This is a genomic window from Piscibacillus halophilus, assembly GCF_900110685.1.
Classification (GTDB): domain Bacteria; phylum Bacillota; class Bacilli; order Bacillales; family Alkalibacillaceae; genus Piscibacillus; species Piscibacillus halophilus.
On record NZ_FOES01000001.1, the window covers coordinates 169,051 to 193,581 of the forward strand.

The following is a 24,531-nucleotide window of genomic DNA, read 5'->3' on the forward strand; positions in this document are numbered from 1 at the left end:
TTTGAGAGGGGTATTCAACAATATGTCCAATGAGATGAAATCTTTTTCCATTGATATTGCAGGCAGAACTCTGACTTTTGAAGTAGGAGAAGTCGCTAAGCAGGCTAATGGAGCTGCTATGGTTCGTTATGGAGATACATCTGTACTAGTTGCAGCAACAGCTTCAAAAGAACCAAAGGATCTTCCATTTTTTCCATTAACTATTAATTATGAAGAGAGACTTTATGCAGTTGGTAAGATTCCTGGAGGCTTTATTAAAAGAGAAGGTAAACCAAGTGATAAAGCGGTTCTTTCTTCAAGATTAATTGACCGTCCAATCCGTCCATTATTCCCTGACGGTTTTCGTAATGAAGTACAAGTGATTAGTACCGTAATGAGTGTTGATCAAGACTGCTCTTCTGAAATTGCTGCTATGATTGGTTCTTCATTAGCTCTATCTATTTCAGATATTCCGTTTGATGGACCGATTGCTGGAGTCCATGTTGGCCGAGTTAATGGGGAATTTATTATTAACCCTACAGTTGAACAAGCAAAAGAAAGTGATATTGATTTAACTGTAGCAGGTACTAAGGATGCCATTAATATGGTTGAAGCAGGGGCAGATGAAGTACCGGAAGATGTTATGTTAGAAGCGATTATGTTTGGTCATGAAGAGATTAAACGAATTGTCGCTTTCCAAGAAGAAGTTGTTCGAGAAGTCGGTAAAGAAAAGATGGAAGTTCAGCTATTCACACCTGATGAAGAAGTTGTTCAAGAAGTTAGTAAAATAGCTAAAGAAAAGATAGTCAAAGCTATTCAAACGTTCGATAAACAAGAACGTGAAGAGAATATTGATGCGGTCAAAACAGAAATCGTAGAAAAATATGAAGCGGAAGAAGTAGAAGAAGACTATATTTCTCAAGTTAAAACGGTCTTAGATCAACTAGTTAAAGGTGAAGTAAGACGATTAATAACTGAGGAAAAAGTACGTCCAGATGGCCGTAAAGTAGATGAAATTAGACCGTTATCTTCTAAAACAAATGTACTACCACGTACGCATGGGTCAGCGATGTTTACTCGTGGACAAACACAAGCTCTAAGCATTTGTACACTTGGTGCTTTAGGTGATGTACAAGTATTAGACGGATTAGATTTAGAAGAAGAAAAACGTTTTATGCATCATTATAACTTCCCGCAATATAGTGTTGGAGAGACAGGACCAATCCGTGGACCTGGTCGCCGTGAAATTGGTCATGGAGCATTAGGTGAGCGTGCATTAGATCCAATTATCCCAAGTGAAAAAGACTTTCCTTATACAATTCGAGTCGTATCAGAAATATTAGAATCGAATGGTTCTACATCACAGGCAAGTATTTGTGCAAGTACAATGGCCATGATGGATGCTGGTGTACCAATTAAAGCTCCTGTTGCTGGTATTGCGATGGGATTAGTAAAATCAGGTGAAAAATACACCGTATTAACCGACATTCAAGGCATGGAAGATGCACTAGGTGATATGGACTTTAAAGTAGCTGGAACTTCTAAAGGTGTAACAGCACTTCAAATGGATATTAAAGTGGATGGTTTATCTAGAGAGATTCTAGATGAAGCGTTATCCCAAGCTAAAAATGGCCGTATGGATATCTTAGAACATATGATGCAAACAATCTCACAGCCTAGAGAAGAACTATCTGAATATGCTCCTAAGATTGAATCAATTGCAATTAACCCTGATAAGATCAGAGATGTCATTGGTCCAAGTGGTAAGCAAATAAATAAAATTATTGAAGAAACCGATGTGAAAATCGACATTGAACAAGATGGTACAATCTTTATTTCATCTCCAGACCGTAGCAAAATCGCTAAAGCGAAACAAATCATTGAAGATTTAGTTCGTGAAGTAGAGGTCGGACAGATTTATCTAGGTAAGGTTAAACGGATTGAGAAGTTTGGTGCATTTGTCGAATTGTTTAGTGGTAAAGATGGTTTAGTTCACATTAGTGAATTAGATGTAAAACACGTTAAAAATGTCACAGATGTCGCTAATATTGGTGACGAAATGCTTGTAAAAGTTAAAGAAATCGATCGTCAAGGAAGAGTTAACTTATCTAGAAAAGCAGCACTTCAAGAACAAGAAGCTAAAGAAAGTCAGTAGGTATAGAGCTGGTTTTGCCAGTTCTTTTTTCCTGTTTAGCGGATAAAATTTTTACGAGGCTTGGCGGGAGCCAAGTTTTTCTTTTCGTTTTAATAGAATGAATAATCAATCAAATGGTTCTTTAATAAAAAATATTTTTTCTTGTACGGAAGAGGGAGGAAAAATGATTAACCGTTTTGAATTATCAAATGGTGTTCGGATTGTCGAAGAGGCCCTACCTGCCTTACGTTCGATATCAATTGGGGTATGGGTTTTATCCGGATCAAGGAATGAAACCGATTCAAATAATGGTATTTCTCACTTAATTGAACACATGCTTTTTAAAGGGACACCGACTAAAACTGCCCGAGATATTGCAGAAGCCTTTGATTCAATTGGCGGTCATGCAAACGCCTTTACTTCTAAAGAATACACTTGCCTATATGCCAAAGTAATGGATCTTCATGCTGATTATGCATTAGATTTAATGTTTGATATGTTGTTTAATTCTAAAATTGATGAAGAAGAATTAGAAAGAGAAAAAAATGTCATCTATGAAGAAATAGCGATGACAGAAGATACCCCAGATGACATCATACATGATTATTTACATGATATCAGTTTTAAAGATCACCCGTTATCTAAACCAATACTAGGCGATCATAGTTCATTAGATAGTATTACTAGAGACGACATATTAAAATATAAAGAGAATTTTTATGCAGCTGATCGAATTGTTATATCTCTTGCCGGGAATATCACAGACGAGATATCTCAAAAAGTAAAAACCTTGTTTGAACAAATCCCTAGAAAAAAAACGCCTGATGATTTATTGACAGATTGTTATTCCAGTCAAACACTTGAGAAAAGAAAAGATACAAACCAGGCTCATATCTGTTTAGGCTATAAAGGTATTCCTATTGGAAATAAATCTATTTATGATATATCCATCCTAAATAATGTACTAGGTGGCAGCATGAGTTCACGGTTATTTCAAAAGATTAGAGAAGATCTCGGATTAACTTATACTATTTTTTCTTATCACAATGCGTTTAGAGACAATGGTTTACTAACCATTTATGGTGCTACGACTGTTGAACAATTAGAACAATTGGAATATGAAGTGTATAAGACGATTGATGAATTGCAAAAACAAGGAATAACCCAAAGAGAATTCGAAAATACGAAACAACAATTAAAAGGGCAACTTGTATTAGGTTTAGAGAATCCTAATAGCCGAATGCATCGAAATGGCCAAAATGAATTGTTATATCAACCACATTTAACGTTAGATGAGTTAATAGAGCAAATTGAAAAAGTAACTCGTGATGAAATTATGAAAATTGCCTCTGAAATATTTAATAATTCTCCATCAAAAGCATGTATTCTTCCAATGGACGTATAATGTATCAGAGGTGATTATTTATGCGTTATCGAGATTTGACTGGTAAAGAGTTAATCGACGCATATAAAGGAGAAAGACTCGGGGTTTTAGGTAATACAGATCTTGATATTAATCCTCAGACTGGTCGGATTAACTCGATTGTCATTCAAGATTTTTCTATGCTCGGTTTAAAAAAGGGAGATACCAATGCGAGAATAAATTGGAAAGATATTGAAGTCATTGGTGAAGACATGATTATCGTAAAACCAGATCATACTTAATTTGAAGCTGACTCTCAAAAGTTTGAGGGTCAGTTTTTTCACTTTTTTTGGGCTCCTACATAAGATATATTGGGCTGAATGACGTAGGCGAGGTGATAAAAAATGTTAACTGGAAAGTCGATCGTGGTAATTGGCGGTGATGCACGCCATGTTGAAATGATGAATCAACTAATTGAAAAGGACGCAACGGTATATGCCATTGGATATGAAGAATTAGACGACGAAATTGAAGGATTGTTTCTAACGGATGTTGATCACATTCCAAAAGAAAAAATCGATGCCATCATTTTACCAGTTACTGGATTAGATCAAAAGGGGTATGCTGAGGGGCATTTTGCGGAGTCTTCTCCTCAAATAACTGAAGAGTGGTTGAATGGTTTTCCTGAGCATTGTTTGTTATTTACCGGTATTATGACCCCATTCTTAAGTGAATTGTCGATGTTTGAAAACAGGATTATAAAGTTATTCGACCGAGATGATGTAGCGATTTACAATTCAATTCCAACAGCTGAAGGAACGGTGATGTTTGCGATTCAACATACAGATTTTACAATTCATAATGCAAACGTCACGATTTTAGGCCTTGGCCGTGTAGGTAAAACATTGATCCATACTTTTAAAGGGTTAGGGGCCAATGTATCAGTCTATTCAAGACATGATGATGAATTGGCACGTATTTTCGAATATCAAGCGACACCTATTAGGTATGAAGAACTAGAACAATCTCTTAGAAATTGTAATATTTTAATCAATACGATTCCAGCTTTAATTGTGACACCTTCACTCATTAGTGCTTTACCAAAAGATAGCTTAATTATTGATTTAGCATCTAAACCTGGTGGCGTTGATTTTCGTTTTGCAAAAAAAAGAGGCATTAAAGCCATGTTAGCGCCTGGGTTACCTGGTTTAGTGGCCTCTAAAACAGCTGGAAGGATTTTAGCGCGCGTCATTCATAACATTATGTTAGAGAATGCCTAAGAAAGGAGCTTGTTCTCATTGGATTTAAAAGGAAAGAGAATTGGTTTTGGGTTAACAGGATCTCATTGTACGTATGACGAAACATTTCCGCAACTACAGCGTTTGATGGATTTAGGCGCAGAAGTGGTACCGATTGTATCTTATACGGTGCAGTCAACCGATACGAAATTTGGTGATGCCGCCGATCACTTAAATAGAATACAGGATATTACACAGAAGTCTCTTATATCAAGCATTCCAGAAGCAGAACCTTTAGGGCCAAAGGAACCATTAGATTGTATGGTTATAGCCCCGATGACAGGCAACTCATTAAGTAAATTTGCGAATGCTTTAACTGATAGTCCTGTTTTAATGGCAGCTAAAGCAACATTGCGAAATAGAAGCCCAGTTGTTTTAGCGATATCAACAAATGACGCATTAGGATTAAATGGAACCAATTTAGCCAAATTATTAGCAGCTAAAAATATTTATTTTGTGCCTTTTGGTCAAGATGATCCAATCAAGAAACCAACTTCATTAGTTGCTCATATGAATCTATTGCCAGAAACGATTGAAAGTGCTTTAGAAGGCCAACAATTACAGCCTATATTGAGACAATACTAGAAAATCACTTTAAAGAATTTCAAATTGTGTTAAAATGACGTTAAAGTGTTCGAGGAGGGGAAATCAACATGGCAAATAACAAACAATACCATGTAGCAGTAGTTGGAGTAACTGGAGCCGTTGGCCAAAAGATGTTAGGAATGCTGGAGCAAATAGATTTTCCAGTAGAAAAATTGTATCCTTTAGCATCAAAACGTTCAGCGGGCAAAACTGTAACTTTTAAAGGGGAATCTGTTGAAATAATAGAAGCAACACCAGACGCGTTTGAAGGAGTCGATATCGCGTTATTCTCAGCTGGTGGTTCGGTTTCCAAACAACTAGCTCATGAAGCGGTTCAACGCGGTGCAGTTGTTGTTGACAATACAAGTGCGTTCAGAATGGATCCTGAAGTGCCATTAGTGGTACCTGAGGTTAATCCTGAAGATATACAAAAGCATAAAGGGATTATAGCTAACCCAAATTGCTCAACAATTCAAATGGTTGTAGCATTAGAACCTATTCGCCAGAAGTATGGTTTAAACAGAGTAATTGTTTCAACTTACCAGTCTGTTTCTGGTGCTGGAAATGATGCGGTTGAGGAATTAAAAGATCAATCCCAAGCATTGTTAAATGGAGAAGATCCTGAGACAAATATTTTACCGGTAAAATCTGAACCAAATCATTATCCAATTGCGTTTAATGCGTTACCTCAAATTGATGTATTTGAAGATAACCATTATACGTTTGAAGAAATGAAAATGATTAATGAAACTAAAAAAATCATGCATGACTCAGAGCTAAAAGTAGCTGCAACTTGTGTCCGTTTACCATTCTTCTATTCTCATGCCGAGAGTATTTATATTGAGATAGATGGTGATGATATCTCAATTGAAGACCTTCAAAATACATTAAAAGATCAGCCTGGTGTTGTGTTGGAGGATGACATCAACAATCAAGTTTATCCAACACCACTTTCTGCTGAAGGGAAAACAGATGTGTTTGTGGGACGTATTCGTAAAGACTTAGATGTTGCAAATGGTTTTCATTTCTGGGTCGTTTCAGATAATTTATTAAAAGGTGCAGCGTGGAACTCTGTTCAGATTGCTCAACAACTGATTCAGCAACCTGGAGGTTTAAAATGACAGTAATCGTTCAAAAATTTGGGGGGACATCTGTTAGAGATGCAGATGCTAGAACGCATGCCATAAATCATGTTAAAGCGGCTGTTGATGACGGTCATCAAGTGGTCGTTGTAGTATCAGCTATGGGGCGTAAGGGTGAACCTTATGCCACTGATACACTGCTTGATTTAATCCAATTTCCTGATCATCAGGTTACCCAACGTGAACTCGATCAATTAATGTCATGTGGCGAAATTATTTCGTCGGTCGTATTTGCGAATGAACTTAGAAATCAAGGAGTTTCAGCAACTTCTATTTCTGGTGCAAAAGCAGGTATTATGACTACTAGCGATTTTACAAATGCACGAATTGAAAAAGTAAACCCTGATCTGATTCACACACTTTTTAACACAAACCAAGTGATCGTCGTGGCAGGTTTTCAGGGGCAAGACAGTTTTGGAAATATGACTACTTTAGGTCGAGGTGGCTCTGACACCTCGGCTGTTGCACTTGGAGCAGCTTTAAATGCTGACTTTGTAGATATTTTTACTGATGTAGATGGAATTAAAACGGCTGACCCCCGTTTAGTTAAGCATGCCGAGACGCTTAAAGCGATGACATATAGTGAAATTGTTCATTTAGCATATGAAGGATCAAAAGTCATCCACCCGAGAGCAGTCGAAATAGCAATGCAAGAAAAAATACCTTTAAGGGTACGTTCAACTTATTCAAACGATGAAGGTACCTTAGTGACATCCAAAGTAAGTAATTCAATTGACCGATCCATCAAAGATCGTTTAGTAACAGGAATTGCTCAAGTATCTGGCTTATATCAAATTAATATAGATGCAAACGACAATCTTATTCAACTGCACGATGAAGTATTTGCAAAATTAGCCGAGGCTAGTATTTCCGTTGACTTCTTTAACATTTCGTCCAAAGGCATAACATTTACGATCCCAAAGGATAAATGGCAAATGACTAAGACGATAATGGAATCAATGAATTTGAGCTATAATATAGAAGAAGATTGCGCAAAAGTCTCAACAGTAGGGGCTGGAATTCAAGGTGTGCCAGGGGTGGCCTCAAAAATTGTGACTGCTTTGGCATCTCATAATATTCAAATTTTACAATCTGCTGATAGTCATACGACTATTTGGGTATTAATTAAAGAGAGAGACTTAGAAGCAGCAGTCAATGCTCTTCATGATAGTTTTTTAAGTAAGAAAGGAGATTAATCATGGACTTTGGGAATGTTTTAACAGCAATGGTCACACCCTTTGATGATCAAAATGAATTGGATCTTAATCGAACTGAGGCATTAATTGAACATTTAATTAACAATGGGACCGATTCATTAGTTGTAGGTGGAACAACAGGTGAATCCCCTACTTTAACTAAAGATGAAAAATTAACTTTATATAAACATGTTGTTAAAGTTGTCAACGGGCGAATTCCTGTAATAGCAGGAACTGGAAGCAATAATACGAAAGAAACAATTGAATTCACTCAGAAAGTTGAAGAAACAGGTGTGGACGCCGTCTTATTAGTTGCGCCTTATTACAATAAACCGAATCAGGAAGGTTTATACCAGCACTTTAAAGCCATTGCCGAGTTGACTAAATTACCTGCAATGCTATATAACATACCAGGTCGAACATCCATTAATATGGATGTTGATACGATTGTTGCATTGTCTAAGGTTCCTAATATTGTTGCAGTTAAAGAATCAAGTCAAGATTTATTAGCCATCACTGACATTATTGATCAAACTGATGATGACTTTAAATTATATAGTGGTGATGATGGATTTACATTACCGATTGTGTCTGTTGGTGGAGATGGAATTGTATCTGTTTCGTCTCATTTATATGGGAATGAAATGCAAGACATGATTCAATCTTATCGAAATGGTGATGTAGCTAGAGCGGCTCAATTACACCAACAGTTATTACCGAAGATGAAGGCTTTCTTTAAAGCCCCATCTCCGGTACCTGTTAAAACAGCATTAAACCAAGCTGGAATTTCTGTTGGTTCAGTTAGATTACCTTTAGTTCCTTTAACAAGTGATGAGGAACAACAGCTTAAAGCAGACTTACAATAACTTTTACTTAAAGACTCTATTCTAAATTTTGAATAGGGTCTTTTTGTATGAACAGCAAGCATTTGTAAACACTAAAGGGCAAAGGTAGGTGTTTATAAATGTCAGAGGATAAGAATAAAGAACAACAAAATGATCAGCAAAATGATGAGAACAAAGATGATGCATCTGGTTCACTAGTGGACAAAATTAAACAATTAGGACAGACTAATGTCCCGCAAGCCCCTGAGTCCAATATTCACGTACTCCCTATTATTGGACAAATTGAGGGACACTTACAATTACCACAGAAAAATAAAACAACAAAATATGAGCATTTAATTCCTCAAATTGTGGCTATTGAACAAAACCCTAAAATTGAAGGTGTGATTTTATTACTTAATACAGTAGGTGGAGATGTAGAGGCTGGGTTAGCCATTTCTGAAATGATTTCTTCAATCTCAAAACCAACTGTCTCGATTGTTCTTGGGGGTGGACATTCGATTGGGGTACCTATAGCTGTTTCAGCTAACTACTCTTTCATTACTGAAACGGCAACGATGACCATTCACCCTATAAGACTTACAGGTCTCGTGATTGGTGTTCCGCAAACATTTGAATACTTGGATAAAATGCAAGATCGAGTCATCAATTTTGTCGTAAAGAACTCTAAAATTAATGCAGAAGATTTTAAAGAGTTAATGTTTGCTAAAGGAAACTTGACACGTGACATCGGGACAAACGTTGTCGGCAAAGATGCGGTTGATTGTGGTCTAATCGATAATGTTGGTGGTGTTAAAGAAGCGATTGAAAAGCTCAATGAGTTAATTGCTGTCAACAAAGGGGAGCAGGTGGTACAGTGATTTTATATACACCATTGAATGAACAGGAAATTTTTGAAGATGAAGATCAAAGTGTTTATCAATTTGTTACAGTCAATCACGCAACTGTCAAATTACGTCGTGATCCCGAACTGAATGGATATCAAATCGTTCATATGGTTTCAACAAATCCAGCAGATTATTTAAATAGTGAATTACAACCTGGAACGACATATTACTTATAAAGTCTTATCCAAAATATTGGATAACTATGGTATAATATAATCTACAGCAAAGCAGCCTACACACGGCTGCTTCCTTACTTTTGGAGGGATACGATGGCTAAACGTAAAAAGAAAAAACAATCAAGACGAAAAAAACGTCACGTATTACAATTTGAACTGATCGGATTACTATTAATCTTAAGTGCCATCTTCTCAAGTGGAATTAGTACCATTGGGGAAGGGTTTATTCCTCATGTATTTGTCACACTCTTTCAATGGTTATTTGGATTTTGGTACATCGTAGTAAGTCTATCTTTATTTGTTATTGGTTTATTCTTAATGTTAAAAAGACAGTGGCCTAACTTTAAAACATCTAAATGGGTCGGTTTTTATGTATTATTTGGCTCCATTCTATTATTTACACATGTTCAGACATTCGATACAATCATTAATCAGCATCCAGATGATCATATTTTTGGAATCACATGGAATTATTTTGAAAGTTATCAATCCGGAGTACTTGACTACCAATACATAGGTGCTGGCATGATTGGTGCTACCTTATTTGCGGCTAGTTACTATCTTCTATCGTCAGCGGGTGCTAAAGTTTTAGCTGTTTTTGGTGTTCTTATTGGGTTTATGTTGTTAAGCGAGAAATCACTTGGAGAAGTGTTACGTAAGATCTATGAACGCTTATCACGAGTAACCAATCGTATCAATGAGCGTCTAAAAGAGCGAAAAGAAGCAAAGCTTGAAGCGAAAAAATCAGAAAAAGAAGCAGAAGGTATTCCAGAGACAACTTATAGCATCGAAGCGAATGAGGATGAACAAGCCAAACCAGAACCAGTTATCGAGGATTTCCAAGAGTATGTAGATGATTCTTCAAGCAAATTAGAAACTAAACAATGGACGGATACAGTAAGCCAAGAAGATGATTCTGAATCAGATGAGGAAGATGTACAAGCTCTACCAATGGCTGAGTTAGAGAATGAATCTTATAAACTACCATCTCTACAATTATTAAATAGTCCAGTTGCTCATTCTCAACAACATGAAAAATCACAGATTCAATCAACCGTTCAAAAACTAGAAAAGACATTTAATAGTTTTGGAGTTAAAGCAAAGGTGACGAAAGTTCATGTTGGTCCAGCGGTAACAAAATATGAAGTATACCCGGATGTCGGTGTAAAGGTTAGTAAAATCGTTAACCTGCACGATGACCTTGCCTTAGCCTTAGCAGCAAAAGATATTCGTATAGAAGCCCCTATTCCAGGTAAATCAGCAATCGGAATAGAGGTTCCTAATACAGAAGTCGCTCAGGTATCGCTTCGTGAAGTCGTACAGCATGCTCACACTAATCCTTCGAAGTTATTGTTTGGTTTAGGTAGAGATATCGCGGGAGAAGCGATTACAGCAGAATTAAATAAAATGCCTCACTTATTAATTGCGGGTGCTACAGGTAGTGGTAAAAGTGTTTGTGTTAATGGAATCATTACGAGTATTCTATTGCGAGCTAAACCACATGAAGTGAAAATGATGATGATTGACCCGAAAAAGGTAGAATTAAATGTTTACAACGGAATTCCACATTTATTAGCGCCTGTCGTAACTGATCCAAAGAAAGCTTCACAAGCATTAAAGAAAATCGTATCTGAGATGGAAAGACGTTATGATTTATTCTCGGATACAGGAACGCGAAATATTGAAGGTTATAACGAGTACGTAAGCAAAATCAACGAGAAAGAAGGAGAAAACCACCCACATTTACCTTATGTTGTGGTCTTAATCGATGAGTTAGCTGATTTAATGATGGTAGCATCTAGTGAAGTAGAGGACTCTATTACTAGACTTGCCCAAATGGCGAGAGCAGCTGGAATTCATTTAATTATTGCAACTCAAAGACCATCTGTTGATGTCATTACAGGTGTCATTAAAGCTAATATTCCTTCTAGAATCGCATTTAGTGTCTCCTCACAAACGGATTCTAGAACAATATTAGATGGTGGTGGAGCTGAAAAACTGCTCGGTAAAGGGGATATGTTATTCTTCCCAGTTGGCGCTTCAAAACCTACCCGAATACAAGGTGCGTTTCTATCAGATCATGAAGTGGAACGAATTGTAGATTTTTGTATTGAACAGCAAAAAGCTCAATATCAAGAAGAAATGATTCCGGATGAAGTAAATGAAGTTACAAATGATGTGGATGATGAGTTGTATGAAGATGCGGTTCAACTTGTTGTCAGTATGCAAAGTGCCAGTGTATCAATGTTACAACGTAAGTTTAGAGTCGGTTATACCCGAGCAGCAAGACTGATAGATGCCATGGAAGAACGGGGCATTGTAGGACCATACGAAGGTAGTAAGCCGAGAAAAGTTTTAGTTAGCCAATATCAAGAAGAAGAACAACAACAGACAACCAATTCATAATTTTTTAAATTTACTTTATATTTTATTTTGTAGGACTATCGTGTTATATTAAATGAGAAGGTTGCAAAATTGTGACGATTATTACAATTTTGTAGCGTTCTCAATTTTTTTATTTAATAGGGGGAATAGAGTTGAAAAAGCGTTATTTATTTTTATCATTGATGTTATCGCTTTCAATGATTCTAGCTGCTTGTGGAGGCAGTGACAGTGGCGAGAGCCAGAAGGATTGTGAGCCTGATGAAAATGCAATTAAGGCAGGAATTGTTACTGATGAAGGCGGTGTAGATGACAAATCATTTAACCAATCGGCTTGGGAAGGTTTACAAGCTTATGGTGAGGAATACTGCTTAGAAAAAGGCGAACACTTTGATTATGCTCAATCAAATCAAGATTCTGAGTATGAATCTAATATTACACGTCTAACACAACAAGATTATGAACTCATTTTTGGTATTGGTTATAAATTACTAGATGCACTAGAAACAGTTGCTGCACAGAATCCTGATTCTAAGTATGCTTTAGTCGATGATGTCGCAGAAGGGGATAATATTGCTAGTGTCACATTCAAAGAGCACCAAGGTTCGTTCCTAGTCGGTGTTGCTGCAGCTTTAAAAACTGAAACAGATAAAGTTGGGTTTGTAGGTGGAATGGATAGCCCACTTATTAACAAATTTGAAGTAGGTTTTGAAGCTGGTGTGAAATCAGTAGACCCAACTATTGAAGTAGATGTACGTTATGCAGAAACATTCTCTGATGCAGGGAAAGGACGTCAAATTGCTAATAGCATGTATAACAGTGATGTAGATGTTATTTATCACGCTGCTGGTGGTGCTGGTAACGGCGTATTTACAGAAGCAAAAGATATTAAAGGAAATAATCCAGATCAAAGTGTTTGGGTTATTGGGGTTGACCGTGACCAATACGAAGAAGGTCAAGTAGATGACCATAACGTTACGTTAACTTCAATGGTTAAACGTGTCGATGTGGCCGTTCAGGACGTTATTGAACGTACTATGTCAGGTGACTTCCCTGGTGGCGAAGTAATCGAATACGGTTTATCTGATAATGGTATTAGTATTGCGGATACAAATGAAGATGCCTATACTGATGAGATTGCTTCTACAGTAGATGAGTGGAAAGAAAAAATCGAAAATGGTGACGTTTCGGTGCCGTCTAATCATGATGAGTTAGATGAATACTTAAATAACCTACAGTAATGAAATGAACGGAAAAGACTAACCATCGATAGTCTTTTCCGTTTTATACATAATCTTAATGTGGGGAATGTTTTATGGATCGAGGGGTGAGGAGATGGAATATGTAATAGAAATGCTAGATATCAGAAAAGAATTTCCTGGTATTGTGGCAAATGATCAGATTAATTTGCAAGTCAAAAAGGGAGAAATACATGCTCTATTAGGTGAAAATGGTGCAGGTAAATCAACTTTAATGAATGTGCTTTTTGGCATTTATCAACCTGAAAAAGGTAATATAAGAGTTCAAGGTCAAGATGTACATATTACAAGTCCTAATATTGCGAATGAGTTAGGAATCGGGATGGTTCACCAACATTTTATGTTAGTAGACACTTTTACGGTAACAGAAAATATCGTTTTAGGTTCTGAACCCACAAAGGGTTTAAAAGTAAATATTTCTGAAGCGGAGAAAGAAGTTCAAAAAATTTCAGATCAGTACGGGCTTAGAGTAGATCCAAAAGCACTCGTACGTGATATTTCAGTTGGAATGCAACAAAGAGTTGAAATCTTAAAAATGCTTTACAGACAAGCAGAAATCTTAATATTAGATGAACCAACAGCCGTTTTAACACCACAGGAAATCGATGAACTCATGCAAATTATGAAGTCTTTAGTGAATGAAGGGAAGTCCATTATATTAATCACGCATAAGTTAAGTGAAATTATGCAGGTAGCAGATCGATGCACAGTCATTAGAAGAGGAAAAGGGATCGGTACTGTGAATGTTGATCAAACAACAACAAATGAACTAGCTTCAATGATGGTAGGGCGTGATGTTAGTTTCAAGACGGAAAAAGACCAAGCAAATCCTAAAGACCTAGTGTTAGATATTAAAGATCTAATTGTCAAAGATAATCGTGATGTCGATATGGTTCGTGGATTAAGCCTTAATGTCCGACAAGGTGAAATTGTAGGTATTGCAGGTGTTGATGGGAATGGACAGTCTGAGCTTATAGAAGCTATTACGGGTCTTCGAAAAGTCGAAGCTGGTGAGATTCTACTAAACAATGAATCTATTACCAACTTCAAACCACGTGATATTTATGAAAAAGGCTTGTCTCATATTCCACAGGACAGACATAAATACGGCCTAGTATTAGATTATCCAATCGCTGAAAATATGGTTTTACAAACGTATTATCAAAAGCCTTTTTCATCTAAATGGGCATTGAATTTTAAAGAAATTTATAATTATGCCAAAAAAATTATTAAAGAGTATGACGTACGTACTCCGAGTGAATCAACTTTGGCAAGGTCCCTGTCTGGAGGTAACCAGCAAAAAGCGATTATTGGACGTGAAATTGATCGATCTCCAGATTTATTAATTGCGGCTCAACCGACTCGTGGATTAGACGTTGGAGCTATAGAATTCATTCATAAGAAATTAATTGAAGAACGTGATAAAGGTCGTGGAGTATTACTTATTTCATTTGAATTAGATGAAATTTTCAACCTCAGTGATCGAATTGCTGTCATTTATGAAGGGAAAATTGTCGCTGAAGTAAAACCAGATGAAACAAACCATGATGAGCTTGGCCTTCTAATGGCAGGAAGTAATGAGGAGAAAGCAGAGGTGAAGCACCCATGAAATTACAAAAATTAACAGGTGTATGGATTCCGCTCGTTTCCATATTTTTCGGTTTACTAGCTGGTGCCATCATTATGCTTCTCTTTGGTTATAATCCTGTTGCTGGATATATTGCATTATGGAATGGTGCATTTGAGGAGCCGTATTATACAGGTGAAACGATTAGGTTGATAACACCTTACATATTATCAGGTTTAGCCGTTGCCTTTGCTTTTCGAACTGGCTTACTTAATATTGGAGTTGAAGGTCAAGTATTAGTTGGTTGGCTGGCATCTGTTTGGATAGGGCTTGCTTTCAATTTACCGATGATCATTCATTTGCCATTAGCCATTATAGCTGCGATTATAGCTGGTGGATTATGGGGATTTATTCCTGGTTATCTAAAAGCAAAATTTCATGTTCATGAAGTTATTATTACAATCATGATGAATTACGTTGCACTTTATTCAGTTAACGCTATTATACGTAATGTATTAACTGATGGATCAGAACGTACTGAACACGTGGCTGAAACTGCTTCTTTAAAGGTGGAGTGGTTGACGCAATTAATGCCTAACTCCAATGTACATGCAGGGATTATATTAGCGGTAGGTGCTGCTTTATTTTATTGGTATTTCATAGAGAAGACAAAGTATGGATTTGAACTGAAAGCAGTCGGTTATAATTCGTATGCATCTGAATATGCAGGGATGAGTGTGAAACGAAATATTATGGTTTCCATGGCGATTTCTGGTGGTTTTGCTGGACTAGCTGGAGCAATGGAAGGAATCGGAAACTTTGGCTATATGACGCTTAATAATGGTTTTACGAATATCGGTTTTGATGGTATTGCGATTGCGTTATTAGGTGGAAATACTGCAGTCGGTGTGGTCATGGCAGCAGGTTTATTCGGAGTTCTTAAAAACGGTGCCTTAAACATGCCTTTAAGTGCTGGAGTTCCACATGAATTAGTCGATATCATCACAGCTCTTATCATATTCTTTGTCGCTGCAAGTTATATGATAATCTTATTCAGAGAAAAGTTAACGAATATTTTTAATAATGTTAAAACTAAATTGCAAAAAGGGAGGGGGAAATAAATGAGTGCCATCATTGATGTATTACAATCGATAATTCCGTCAGCTTTCATGTTTGCGACCCCTCTTATTTTTACCGCACTGGGTGGTGTCTTGAGTGAGCGCTCTGGAATTATAAACATTGGTCTAGAAGGTCTTATGATTATGGGAGCATTTGTTGGCGTCATCGTTAATTTAGAGCTTTATAATATCTTAGGTTCATCCTTAACTCCATGGGTTTCGATTTTGATTGCGGCAATTGTAGGAGCTTTGTTTGCTAGTTTACATGCAATTGCTACAGTGACGTTTAGGGCTGATCAAGTTGTAAGTGGTGTTGCGATTAACTTTTTAGCATTAGGTATCGGCCTATTCCTAATTAAACAAATTTATGGCAAAGGTCAAACAGACATGGTCCAAGGAATGCTTAGGTCGACCGATATACCACTTCTAAGTGATATCCCGATTATTGGACCCATCTTTTTTGAAAACACTTACTATACAAACTGGATTGCAGTCATTTTAGCGTTTGTCGTATGGTATGTCATCTTTAAAACACCATTTGGACTACGTTTAAGGTCTGTAGGCGAACACCCATTTGCGGCTGATTCGGTTGGTATTAATGTGAATCGTATGAGATATATTGCTGTCATGTTATCAGGCTTCTTTGGTGGAGCAGGTGGTGCGATTTTTGCCCTTACCTTTGCAGGTAACTTTTATCAAGGCACGATAAGTGGTCAAGGTTTTATCGCACTAGCCGCAGTCGTCTTTGGTAAATGGCATCCTATTGGCGCATTAGGGGCTGCATTGTTCTTTGGGGTTGCTCAAAGTTTAAGTGTTATCGGGAGCGGGATCCCATTATTACAAAACATTCCTTCCGTATACTTACAAATTGCACCTTATGTGTTAACGATTTTAGCCCTAGTAGGGTTAGTCGGCCGTGCAGAAGCACCGAAATCTCTAGGTACACCATTTGTTAAAGGCTCACGATAACACTTTAAAGAAATCCCTTTCAATTGTTGAGAGGGATTTTTTCGTATTGAATAGCTATTTAGGGTAGAATATAAGAAAGAGTAAAAAAGGAGGTATAATATGCCAAAATTAACCCATCAACAATATGAGAAAAGTGAATATAATTTGCACCTTATTCAGACTAAAAAGTTTAAAACAAATACAGTGGCATTAAAGTTCGCACGTCCTTTAGAGCGTGAAAATATAACGGAGCGTGCGTTGCTCCCGTTCGTCTTGCAAAAAGGAACTAAGCTATACCCAACTGAAAAAGAATTACGTCTTAAATTAGATGAATTATATGGAGCAAAATTCTCAATTAACTCAGGAAAAAAAGGTGAAAATCATGTTATTACCTTTGTTCTTGATTTTGCGAACGATAAATTTATTCCGGATACGAACCAATTAGTCAGGGATTGTCTTCAATTTCTTTATGAAGTAGCGGCTAATCCGAAAGCTGAAAATGGTTCTTTTGATGAGGCCATTGTCAATAAAGAAAAGGAAACGCTAACGAATAAAATAAAGTCCATAGTTGATGAAAAAATGCAATACGCAAATATGCGTTTAATTGATGAGATGTGTGAAGGTGAAAAATATAGTATCCATTCTCACGGTTACTTAGATGACATGGATCAAATAGATGCTCAAAGTATATATAAAACCTATCAACAAATGATTCACGAGGACGCATTGGATGTGTTTTTTGTAGGAGATTTTGAAGAACAAGATGTTAAGCCTGTCATTGAAGAAGTGTTAACATTTGATCGGAAGCCTTCGGTTGAAGTCGTCCGTTCAGAACCAACACGTGCTGATCAGGTTGAAACCGTAACGGAAAAACAAAAAATTCAACAGGCAAAACTCCATTTAGGCTATCGTACAGGGATTACATACCGTGACCCAGACTATCGAGTGCTTCAGATGTTTAACGGTATTTTTGGAATGTTCCCTCATTCAAAGCTGTTTCTTAATGTACGCGAGAAACATTCATTAGCGTATTATGCAGCTTCACGTATTGAAAGTAACAAAGGGCTTCTACTTGTATTTAGTGGTATTGCACCTGACAAATTTGAACAAGCCCGAGATATTATCATCCAACAGCATGAAGACATTAAGAATGGAAAAATTAGTGACGAAGAAATTGACCAAACGAAAAAAGCTATTACACATCAGTTAAAAGAAACCATTGATCGAGCTGGTGGTATGGTGGAGTTCTTCTATCAACAAGTCATAGCAGGTGAATTTCAAGATATTGAACAAATTTTTGATTCGATTGAACAAACAAGCAAAGATGATATTGTCAGAGTAGCAAATAAGGTGGAACTCGATACGGTTTATTTCTTAACTGCTGAAGACGGAGGTGAAGGGAATGAATAAAATTGAAATCCCACGCATTAATGAACATATGTATCATGAGACGCTAGAAAATGGACTCGATGTGTTTCTATATCCAAAGCCAGAAGTCGAAAAGACGTTTGCTATTTTTTCAACCAAATACGGTTCTATTGACCAAACATTTACTCCAATCGGTGAAAATGAAAAAGTTACGGTTCCCGATGGAATTGCTCACTTTTTAGAGCATAAAATGTTTGAAAAAGAAGATGGTGATGTCTTTCAACACTTCTCAGGAAGAGGAGCATCAGCCAATGCATTTACCTCTTTTACTCAAACAGCTTATTTATTCTCCAGTACTACAGAGGAAGAGAAGAATGTGGAGACGTTATTAGATTTTGTACAGGACCCATATTTTACAGAAAAAACAGTTGAAAAAGAAAAGGGAATCATAGAACAAGAGATTAAAATGTATGATGACCAAGCAGACTGGCGCTTGTTCTTCGGTACAATCGGATCGCTATATGAAAATCACCCAGTCAGAATTGATATTGCGGGTACAGTTGAATCGATATATGAAATTACTCATGAAGATTTATATACGTGCTACAACACGTTCTACCACCCATCTAACATGTCGATCTTCGTCATCGGTAATTTTGATTTGGATAGCATGACTGATCTAATTAAAAATAACCAAGATAATAAAACATTTGATAAGCCAAATGGTATAGACCGCTTCTATGGAGAAGAAGCTGATCATGTCTACAAACCCGTTGAGAAAATCTATATGCCAGTGACGACCCCGAAATGTATGGTAGCGGTAAAAGAAAAGAAAGACCAACTAAAGAAAGATCAATTGCTTAAAAATGATTTAATTCGTGATATGATTTTAGACCTATATTTTTCTAAAAGTGGTTCGTATTATGAAAAGCTTTATCAAGAGGGGTTAGTGATCGATAAGCTAAGATTAGAACAATACTTAGAAGAATCATTTGGGTTTGCAGCAATTGGCGGTAGTACGACAAAACCAGAGGAATTTGGGGACAAAGTTAAAGAAATGCTTCTATCGATTAAAAATGATCCGATTAAACAAGAGGAATTCGAACGGGCTAAAAAGAAAAAATATGGAGAATTAATCAGGGAGTTTAACGAGCTTGAAGGTACAGCTAACACCATTATTCATTATCATCATTTAGGTATTGATTATCGTGAAGTGTTTCAAGTACTAGAACAGTTAACCTTAGACGATGTAAATAATGCAACCCATGAGTGGATTGCAGAAGACCGTATTTCCATTTGTATGGTGTTACCAGAGGGTGAGCAATAATTGAAACAAACCGTATTAATTGTTGGTGCGAGTGGTGAAATTGGTCAAGCTGTTGCAAGGGAATTTGCTAGCCATCCATATCAATTTATTTTACATTACAATCAAAATAAAGAAGCTATTGATCAATTAATGAACGAGTTAGGTGAGGATCAAGTTTTAATGACTATTCAGGCTGATTTATCACAACCCTCTGTTGATCAAATGATGATGTCAATCCCTTTTCAGGTTGACATCATCATTTTTGCTCAAGGAGAAGCACACTATGGTCTATTAACCGAAACATCATCAAATACAATAGACAAATTATATAACATTCATGTTAAATCCACGATTGAGATTGTGAAGTTATATTTACCTAGAATGATCAAGATGAAGAATGGAAAAATAATTATCGTCACTTCGATTTGGGGTGAGATTGGTGCCAGTCATGAGGTCATCTATTCAACTATGAAAGGTGCACAAACTTCTTTTGTAAAAGCATTAGCAAAAGAAGTCGGACAATCTGAAATACAAGTTAATGCTGTGAGTCCTGGAATCATTCAAACGAGAATGAATCAACATTTAACGGATCATGAATTACAAGAATTTTTAACTGATGTTCCTCTAGGGAAAATGGGAACGGTACAAGATGTGGCTAAAGCTGTCTTATTTTTATGTTCACCTGATGCTTCATACATACAAGGCCAAGTTATAAGAGTTAATGGTGGTCAATTATCTTGAAGAATATGTGTATAATGTTAGCTCTTCCGTAAAAAATAATAATTGAAAGTATGTCAAAGGAGGAACTAACATGTCCGTATTAGATAATTTTGAACAGTGGAAAGACTTCTTAGGCGATCGTTTACATCAAGCTCAACAAAATGGAGTACCACAAGAAACGATTAACGAATTAGCTTATGAAGTTGGAGAGCATTTATCGACACAGGTCGATGCTAAAAATGATGAAGAAGCAATTCTTCGTGATTTATGGAATGCTGCTTCTGAAGAAGAGCGTCATGCACTTGCTAGTACGATGGTTAAATTAGTTCAAAACGAAGGAACCGATCGTTAATTTTTCTCTCCCGAAAGGTGTCATATCTTTCGGGATTTCCTTTTATGGCTCGGTATATAATATGAATAATAGGATTTTCATGTAAAAAATGACAAACAGTCTTTTATTATGGTGAAAAATAATTTATTATAGTATTAACATTGTTAATTATTTCATATTGGACTTGGTTGGAGGGCTTGACATGGATGAACGTAAAGATTGGTATTTAGAATATGAGATTCTACATAACCGACCAGGTTTATTAGGAGATATTGCTTCATTATTAGGAATGTTATCCATCAATATTATTATGATTAATGGAGTTGAGGATAACCACCGCGGGATGCTTTTATTATCTAAAGAAGATAAACAAATGAAGCGTCTCGTTACTATACTAGATACGATGCAAACCATTCAAGTGAAAAAAATTCGACGACCCAAATTACGAGATCGGTTAGCCGTGATGCATGGTAGATACATAAAGAGCGATTCGGATGATAAAAAGACATTTAGATTTGTCAGGGATGAATTAGGGATTTTAGTCGATTTTATGGCGGAATTGTTTAATAAAGAAGGTCACGTGTTAATAGGTATTAGAGGAATGCCACGTGTAGGTAAAACTGAATCCGTCGTTGCAGCAAGTGTTTGTGCTAATAAAAAGTGGTTGTTCTTATCAAGTACATTATTAAAACAAACAGTTAGAAGTCAATTAATTAAACACGAATATCATAAAGATTATTTATATATCTTAGATGGAATCGTATCTGTAAAGCGTTCGAGTGAAAAACATTGGCAGGTCATTCGAGAAGTGATGCAGTTGCCTGCGGTAAAAGTGGTTGAACATCCTGATGTATTTGTTCAACATTCAGAATATTCACTTGATGATTTTGATTATTTTATTGAGTTAAGGAACAATGAAGACGAAGAAATTACGTATGAAGAAATTAATAAACCTCAGTTTGATGAACAAGATGGTTTCTCGATGTTTGATTTCTAAAAAATTGGACGGTGTTAGGCATGCAATTAGGTGAAAAGCTTAAAGAAGCTAGAGAAGAACAAGGATTATCATTAGATCATATCCAAAAAGAGACAAAAATACAAAAGAGATATTTAGAATCACTCGAAAAAAACGATTGGTCTGTATTACCAGGACAGTTTTATGTTAGAGCATTTGTAAGAGAGTATGCAGAAGCTGTAGGATTAGATGGGGATGCGTTATTAGAAGAACATAAGGAAGAATTACCAACACACACAGATCAACCATATGAATATGTAACACCTTCAAGATCAAACCGTACATCAGATGGTTCGAACCCAATGTTTAATTTTTTGCCTAAATTATTAGTGGTTCTATTAGTTGTGGTTATATTATTTGCCATCTATTATGCAGTCATTAATTTAATGGAACCAGGTGATTCTTCACCAGCTGACTCTAATGATGATAATATTATTACGGCTCCAGAGGATGAAGAGGAAGAAGAACCAGCAGAAGAAGAGGAAGAACAGGATACTGAAGAGAATGAAGAAGAGGTTGAAGAGGAGCCTGAAGAACCTTCAACACAAATTGAAGTTGCTTCAAGTGATGAAAGTAGTGTGACGACAAACTATGAAGTTAGTAATACTGATCAATTAAATCTATCTTTAGAATCCACAGGTGAAAACTGGTTAGAAATTAAAGGGGATTCTGTTTATTTTTCAGGATTCATTAACAATGACAACTCTCCTTTAGAATATGAAATTGAAGAGGATCAAGTTCATTTGAACATTGGGAGTACTCAAGGGTTAACGATTTATGTTAATGGAGAAGAATTAGATTATGAATTTGACCCTGAAGAGAACGATGATTATATACGTCAACATATCTACATTGATTTAGTGGAAGAATAAGTGATAATCCTTTGCCCCTAAGCAAAGGATTTATTTCATGTTTACTGGAGGTCTAACAAATGAATATACCAAATAAAATTACAATTTCACGTATTTTTCTAATCCCGATTTTTATTGTGTTATTAGTCGTACCATTTAATTGGGACACCTACTCCATTGGGGAATATGATCTTCCTCTCAGTCACTTAATAGCAGGTATCTTGTTTCTTTTAGCTTCATTAACTGATTGGGTAGATGGCTATTATGCGAGAAAATATAATTTAGTAACGAATTTAGGAAAGTTTTTAGATCCATTAGCAGATAAGTTATTAGTATCGGCTGCATTAATTTGTTTAGTCGAACTAGGTTTAGCATCAGCATGGTTAGTGATCATTATTATTAGTCGAGAGTTTGCGGTGACTGGATTACGTTTAGTTGCTGCAGGCGAAGGGATTGTTTTAGCGGCTAGTCAGATGGGAAAATTAAAAACGACTTTACAAATTGGTGCTGCAGGATTTTTATTACTACATCACTTCCCATTTTCTTATATCGGATTACCGATTGGAACCATCTTTTTATATGCAGCAACACTTGTTACGGTTATTTCCGGTGTCGATTACTTTAAGAAAAACTGGCATGTTATGAGGGATTCAAAATGATTGAAGAAACAAAATGTGAAGTTATTACAGTTGGTACTGAATTATTATTAGGACAAATCGTTGATACCAATTCTTCTTGGCTATCTGAAGTTTTAGCTAATTCTGGAATTAACGTGTATTATAAACAGACAGTAGGCGACAATTTTGATCGCCTTTTTTCTGTGTTTGAAAGAGCTCAAAAGCGATCAAACATTATATTTGTTACTGGAGGGTTAGGTCCCACAGATGATGATTTAACTCGAGAAGTTGCTGCTCAACTATTTGATACACAGTTAGAAATTCATCAGGATACGATGAATAAAATTGAAGGCTATTTTATTTCGAGAAATAAAATGATGACTGAAAATAATCGAAAACAAGCATTAGGATTTCAAGGCGGGTTAGTGTTTGATAATGAAGTAGGAATGGCTCCAGCTTTACATTATGAACATGATGGAACATGGTGGTTTTTCCTGCCAGGTGTACCAAGAGAAATGAAGTGGCTCGTCACCGAACAAATATTACCTTTCTTTAAGGAAAAGGGCATATTAACAAAACAACTATACAGTAAAGTGTTAAGCTTCCAAGGTATTGGAGAATCGACATTAGAGACAGAACTACAAGATTTGATCAGGAATCAGACGAATCCAACCATTGCTCCTCTAGCTGGAAATAGTTATGTTACATTACGTTTAACGGCTAAAGCGGCAACTAAAGAGGAAAGTGAAACATTAATTGAACCCGTAGAACAACAGATTATGGATCGAGTCGGGACTTACTTTACTGGTTATGGGCATGTTCCTTTAGAAATTCAACTATTGCGTTTATGCCAGGAGAAAGAGATTACTCTCTGTTCATGTGAAAGTGTCACAGGCGGATTATTTGCTTCAACGATTGTGCAACATGAAGGTGCTTCTTTAGCATTAAAAGGGTCTATTGTTTCATACACGAATGAAATCAAAGAAAATGTTGTAGGTGTACCCAGTTCAATTTTAGATGAATTTGGAGCTGTCAGTGAACCGTGTGCTAGAACGATGGCAGAACAAACTCGAGAGCAATTTAATACGACTATAGGAATTAGTTTTACTGGCATTGCAGGGGCAGAGCCAGTAGATGGCCAAGAGCCAGGAACTGTATTTATTGGAATTAGTTCTAAAGAAGAAACGGTCGTACATAAAGTTGTGCTATCCGGTGGTCGAAATGATATTAGGGAGCGTGCAGTTCAAGAAGGGTTAAAGTATCTTTTGAATTTCATAAAAAAATTTTACTAGATTAGAAAACACCGTTTTCTTTTAACTTTATAGTAAAAATGTTAATTTCTCAGTAAGATAATCTATTTTTTGTACGAACAAAAACAGAACAAATATTCGCTTTTTTGTTGGCAAACATTCAAAAAAGTAGTATGATAGAAGTACTTAATCGA

23 protein-coding genes are annotated in these 24,531 nt (G+C 36.4%); all 23 read left to right on the top strand.

All coding sequences use genetic code 11. From position 1 onward, the window contains the following. Nucleotides 1-22: 22 nt before the first annotated feature. Nucleotides 23-2,134, top strand: a complete 2,112-nt coding sequence (pnp, locus tag BMY57_RS00895; RefSeq protein ID WP_091772126.1) for a polyribonucleotide nucleotidyltransferase — start codon at nucleotides 23-25, stop codon at nucleotides 2,132-2,134. A gap of 163 nt (nucleotides 2,135-2,297) precedes the next feature. Next, on the top strand, nucleotides 2,298-3,518 hold the full coding sequence (locus BMY57_RS00900; protein WP_091772127.1) for a M16 family metallopeptidase: 1,221 nt from the start codon (nucleotides 2,298-2,300) through the stop codon (nucleotides 3,516-3,518). 20 nt (nucleotides 3,519-3,538) lie between these two features. Further along, nucleotides 3,539-3,778: a YlmC/YmxH family sporulation protein gene (locus tag BMY57_RS00905; protein WP_091772128.1), complete on the top strand. Its 240-nt coding sequence runs from the start codon at nucleotides 3,539-3,541 to the stop codon at nucleotides 3,776-3,778. 102 nt (nucleotides 3,779-3,880) lie between these two features. After that, nucleotides 3,881-4,756 carry a dipicolinic acid synthetase subunit A gene (gene dpaA / locus BMY57_RS00910; protein WP_091772129.1) on the top strand — a complete coding sequence of 292 codons (876 nt, stop codon included), beginning with the start codon at nucleotides 3,881-3,883 and terminating at the stop codon, nucleotides 4,754-4,756. A gap of 18 nt (nucleotides 4,757-4,774) precedes the next feature. After that, a complete protein-coding gene (dpaB, locus tag BMY57_RS00915) occupies nucleotides 4,775-5,359 on the top strand; it encodes a dipicolinate synthase subunit B (RefSeq protein ID WP_091772130.1) in 585 nt (194 codons plus the stop codon). 68 nt (nucleotides 5,360-5,427) lie between these two features. Further along, nucleotides 5,428-6,480: an aspartate-semialdehyde dehydrogenase gene (locus tag BMY57_RS00920; protein ID WP_091772131.1), complete on the top strand. Its 1,053-nt coding sequence runs from the start codon at nucleotides 5,428-5,430 to the stop codon at nucleotides 6,478-6,480. Next, complete coding sequence (gene dapG, locus BMY57_RS00925) at nucleotides 6,477-7,697, top strand: aspartate kinase (protein WP_091772132.1); 1,221 nt, start codon at nucleotides 6,477-6,479, stop codon at nucleotides 7,695-7,697. Before BMY57_RS00920 ends, dapG begins: the two co-directional genes overlap by 4 nt. Continuing rightward, complete coding sequence (gene dapA, locus BMY57_RS00930) at nucleotides 7,697-8,563, top strand: 4-hydroxy-tetrahydrodipicolinate synthase (protein WP_091772133.1); 867 nt, start codon at nucleotides 7,697-7,699, stop codon at nucleotides 8,561-8,563. Before dapG ends, dapA begins: the two co-directional genes overlap by 1 nt. 98 nt (nucleotides 8,564-8,661) lie before the next feature. Further along, the gene (locus tag BMY57_RS00935) at nucleotides 8,662-9,402 is read left to right on the top strand and encodes a ClpP family protease (protein WP_091772134.1); all 741 of its coding nucleotides are present in this window, start codon (nucleotides 8,662-8,664) and stop codon (nucleotides 9,400-9,402) included. After that, entirely contained in the window at nucleotides 9,399-9,605 is a 207-nt protein-coding gene (locus BMY57_RS00940) for a YlzJ-like family protein (protein WP_091772135.1), read from the top strand. The genes BMY57_RS00935 and BMY57_RS00940 overlap by 4 nt, the downstream gene beginning before the upstream one ends. Before the next feature lie 93 nt (nucleotides 9,606-9,698). Beyond that, nucleotides 9,699-12,011 (top strand): FtsK/SpoIIIE family DNA translocase, encoded by a 2,313-nt coding sequence (locus BMY57_RS00945; RefSeq protein ID WP_091772136.1) that lies wholly within the window; start codon nucleotides 9,699-9,701, stop codon nucleotides 12,009-12,011. 131 nt (nucleotides 12,012-12,142) lie between these two features. Next, nucleotides 12,143-13,228, top strand: a complete 1,086-nt coding sequence (locus tag BMY57_RS00950) for a BMP family lipoprotein (RefSeq protein WP_091772137.1) — start codon at nucleotides 12,143-12,145, stop codon at nucleotides 13,226-13,228. Between the two features lie 94 nt (nucleotides 13,229-13,322). Continuing rightward, nucleotides 13,323-14,855: an ABC transporter ATP-binding protein gene (locus tag BMY57_RS00955; protein WP_091772138.1), complete on the top strand. Its 1,533-nt coding sequence runs from the start codon at nucleotides 13,323-13,325 to the stop codon at nucleotides 14,853-14,855. Further along, complete coding sequence (locus BMY57_RS00960) at nucleotides 14,852-15,934, top strand: ABC transporter permease (protein WP_091772139.1); 1,083 nt, start codon at nucleotides 14,852-14,854, stop codon at nucleotides 15,932-15,934. The genes BMY57_RS00955 and BMY57_RS00960 overlap by 4 nt, the downstream gene beginning before the upstream one ends. Then, nucleotides 15,935-16,900: an ABC transporter permease gene (locus BMY57_RS00965; RefSeq protein ID WP_091772140.1), complete on the top strand. Its 966-nt coding sequence runs from the start codon at nucleotides 15,935-15,937 to the stop codon at nucleotides 16,898-16,900. Between the two features lie 99 nt (nucleotides 16,901-16,999). Next, a complete protein-coding gene (gene yfmF / locus BMY57_RS00970) occupies nucleotides 17,000-18,289 on the top strand; it encodes an EF-P 5-aminopentanol modification-associated protein YfmF (RefSeq protein ID WP_091772141.1) in 1,290 nt (429 codons plus the stop codon). Then, nucleotides 18,282-19,574 (top strand): EF-P 5-aminopentanol modification-associated protein YfmH, encoded by a 1,293-nt coding sequence (yfmH, locus tag BMY57_RS00975; protein WP_091772142.1) that lies wholly within the window; start codon nucleotides 18,282-18,284, stop codon nucleotides 19,572-19,574. The genes yfmF and yfmH overlap by 8 nt, the downstream gene beginning before the upstream one ends. Then, nucleotides 19,575-20,294: an elongation factor P 5-aminopentanone reductase gene (gene ymfI, locus BMY57_RS00980; protein ID WP_091772143.1), complete on the top strand. Its 720-nt coding sequence runs from the start codon at nucleotides 19,575-19,577 to the stop codon at nucleotides 20,292-20,294. A 70-nt stretch (nucleotides 20,295-20,364) separates the two neighbouring features. Beyond that, entirely contained in the window at nucleotides 20,365-20,625 is a 261-nt protein-coding gene (locus tag BMY57_RS00985; protein WP_091772144.1) for a DUF3243 domain-containing protein, read from the top strand. A 181-nt stretch (nucleotides 20,626-20,806) separates the two neighbouring features. Further along, complete coding sequence (locus tag BMY57_RS00990) at nucleotides 20,807-21,601, top strand: DUF3388 domain-containing protein (protein ID WP_091772145.1); 795 nt, start codon at nucleotides 20,807-20,809, stop codon at nucleotides 21,599-21,601. A 20-nt stretch (nucleotides 21,602-21,621) separates the two neighbouring features. Beyond that, nucleotides 21,622-22,491: a helix-turn-helix domain-containing protein gene (locus tag BMY57_RS00995; RefSeq protein ID WP_091772146.1), complete on the top strand. Its 870-nt coding sequence runs from the start codon at nucleotides 21,622-21,624 to the stop codon at nucleotides 22,489-22,491. 59 nt (nucleotides 22,492-22,550) lie between these two features. After that, nucleotides 22,551-23,129, top strand: coding sequence for a CDP-diacylglycerol--glycerol-3-phosphate 3-phosphatidyltransferase (gene pgsA, locus BMY57_RS01000; protein WP_091772147.1), 579 nt, complete (start codon nucleotides 22,551-22,553; stop codon nucleotides 23,127-23,129). Further along, nucleotides 23,126-24,379: a competence/damage-inducible protein A gene (locus BMY57_RS01005; RefSeq protein ID WP_091772148.1), complete on the top strand. Its 1,254-nt coding sequence runs from the start codon at nucleotides 23,126-23,128 to the stop codon at nucleotides 24,377-24,379. The genes pgsA and BMY57_RS01005 overlap by 4 nt, the downstream gene beginning before the upstream one ends. Nucleotides 24,380-24,531: the final 152 nt, after the last annotated feature.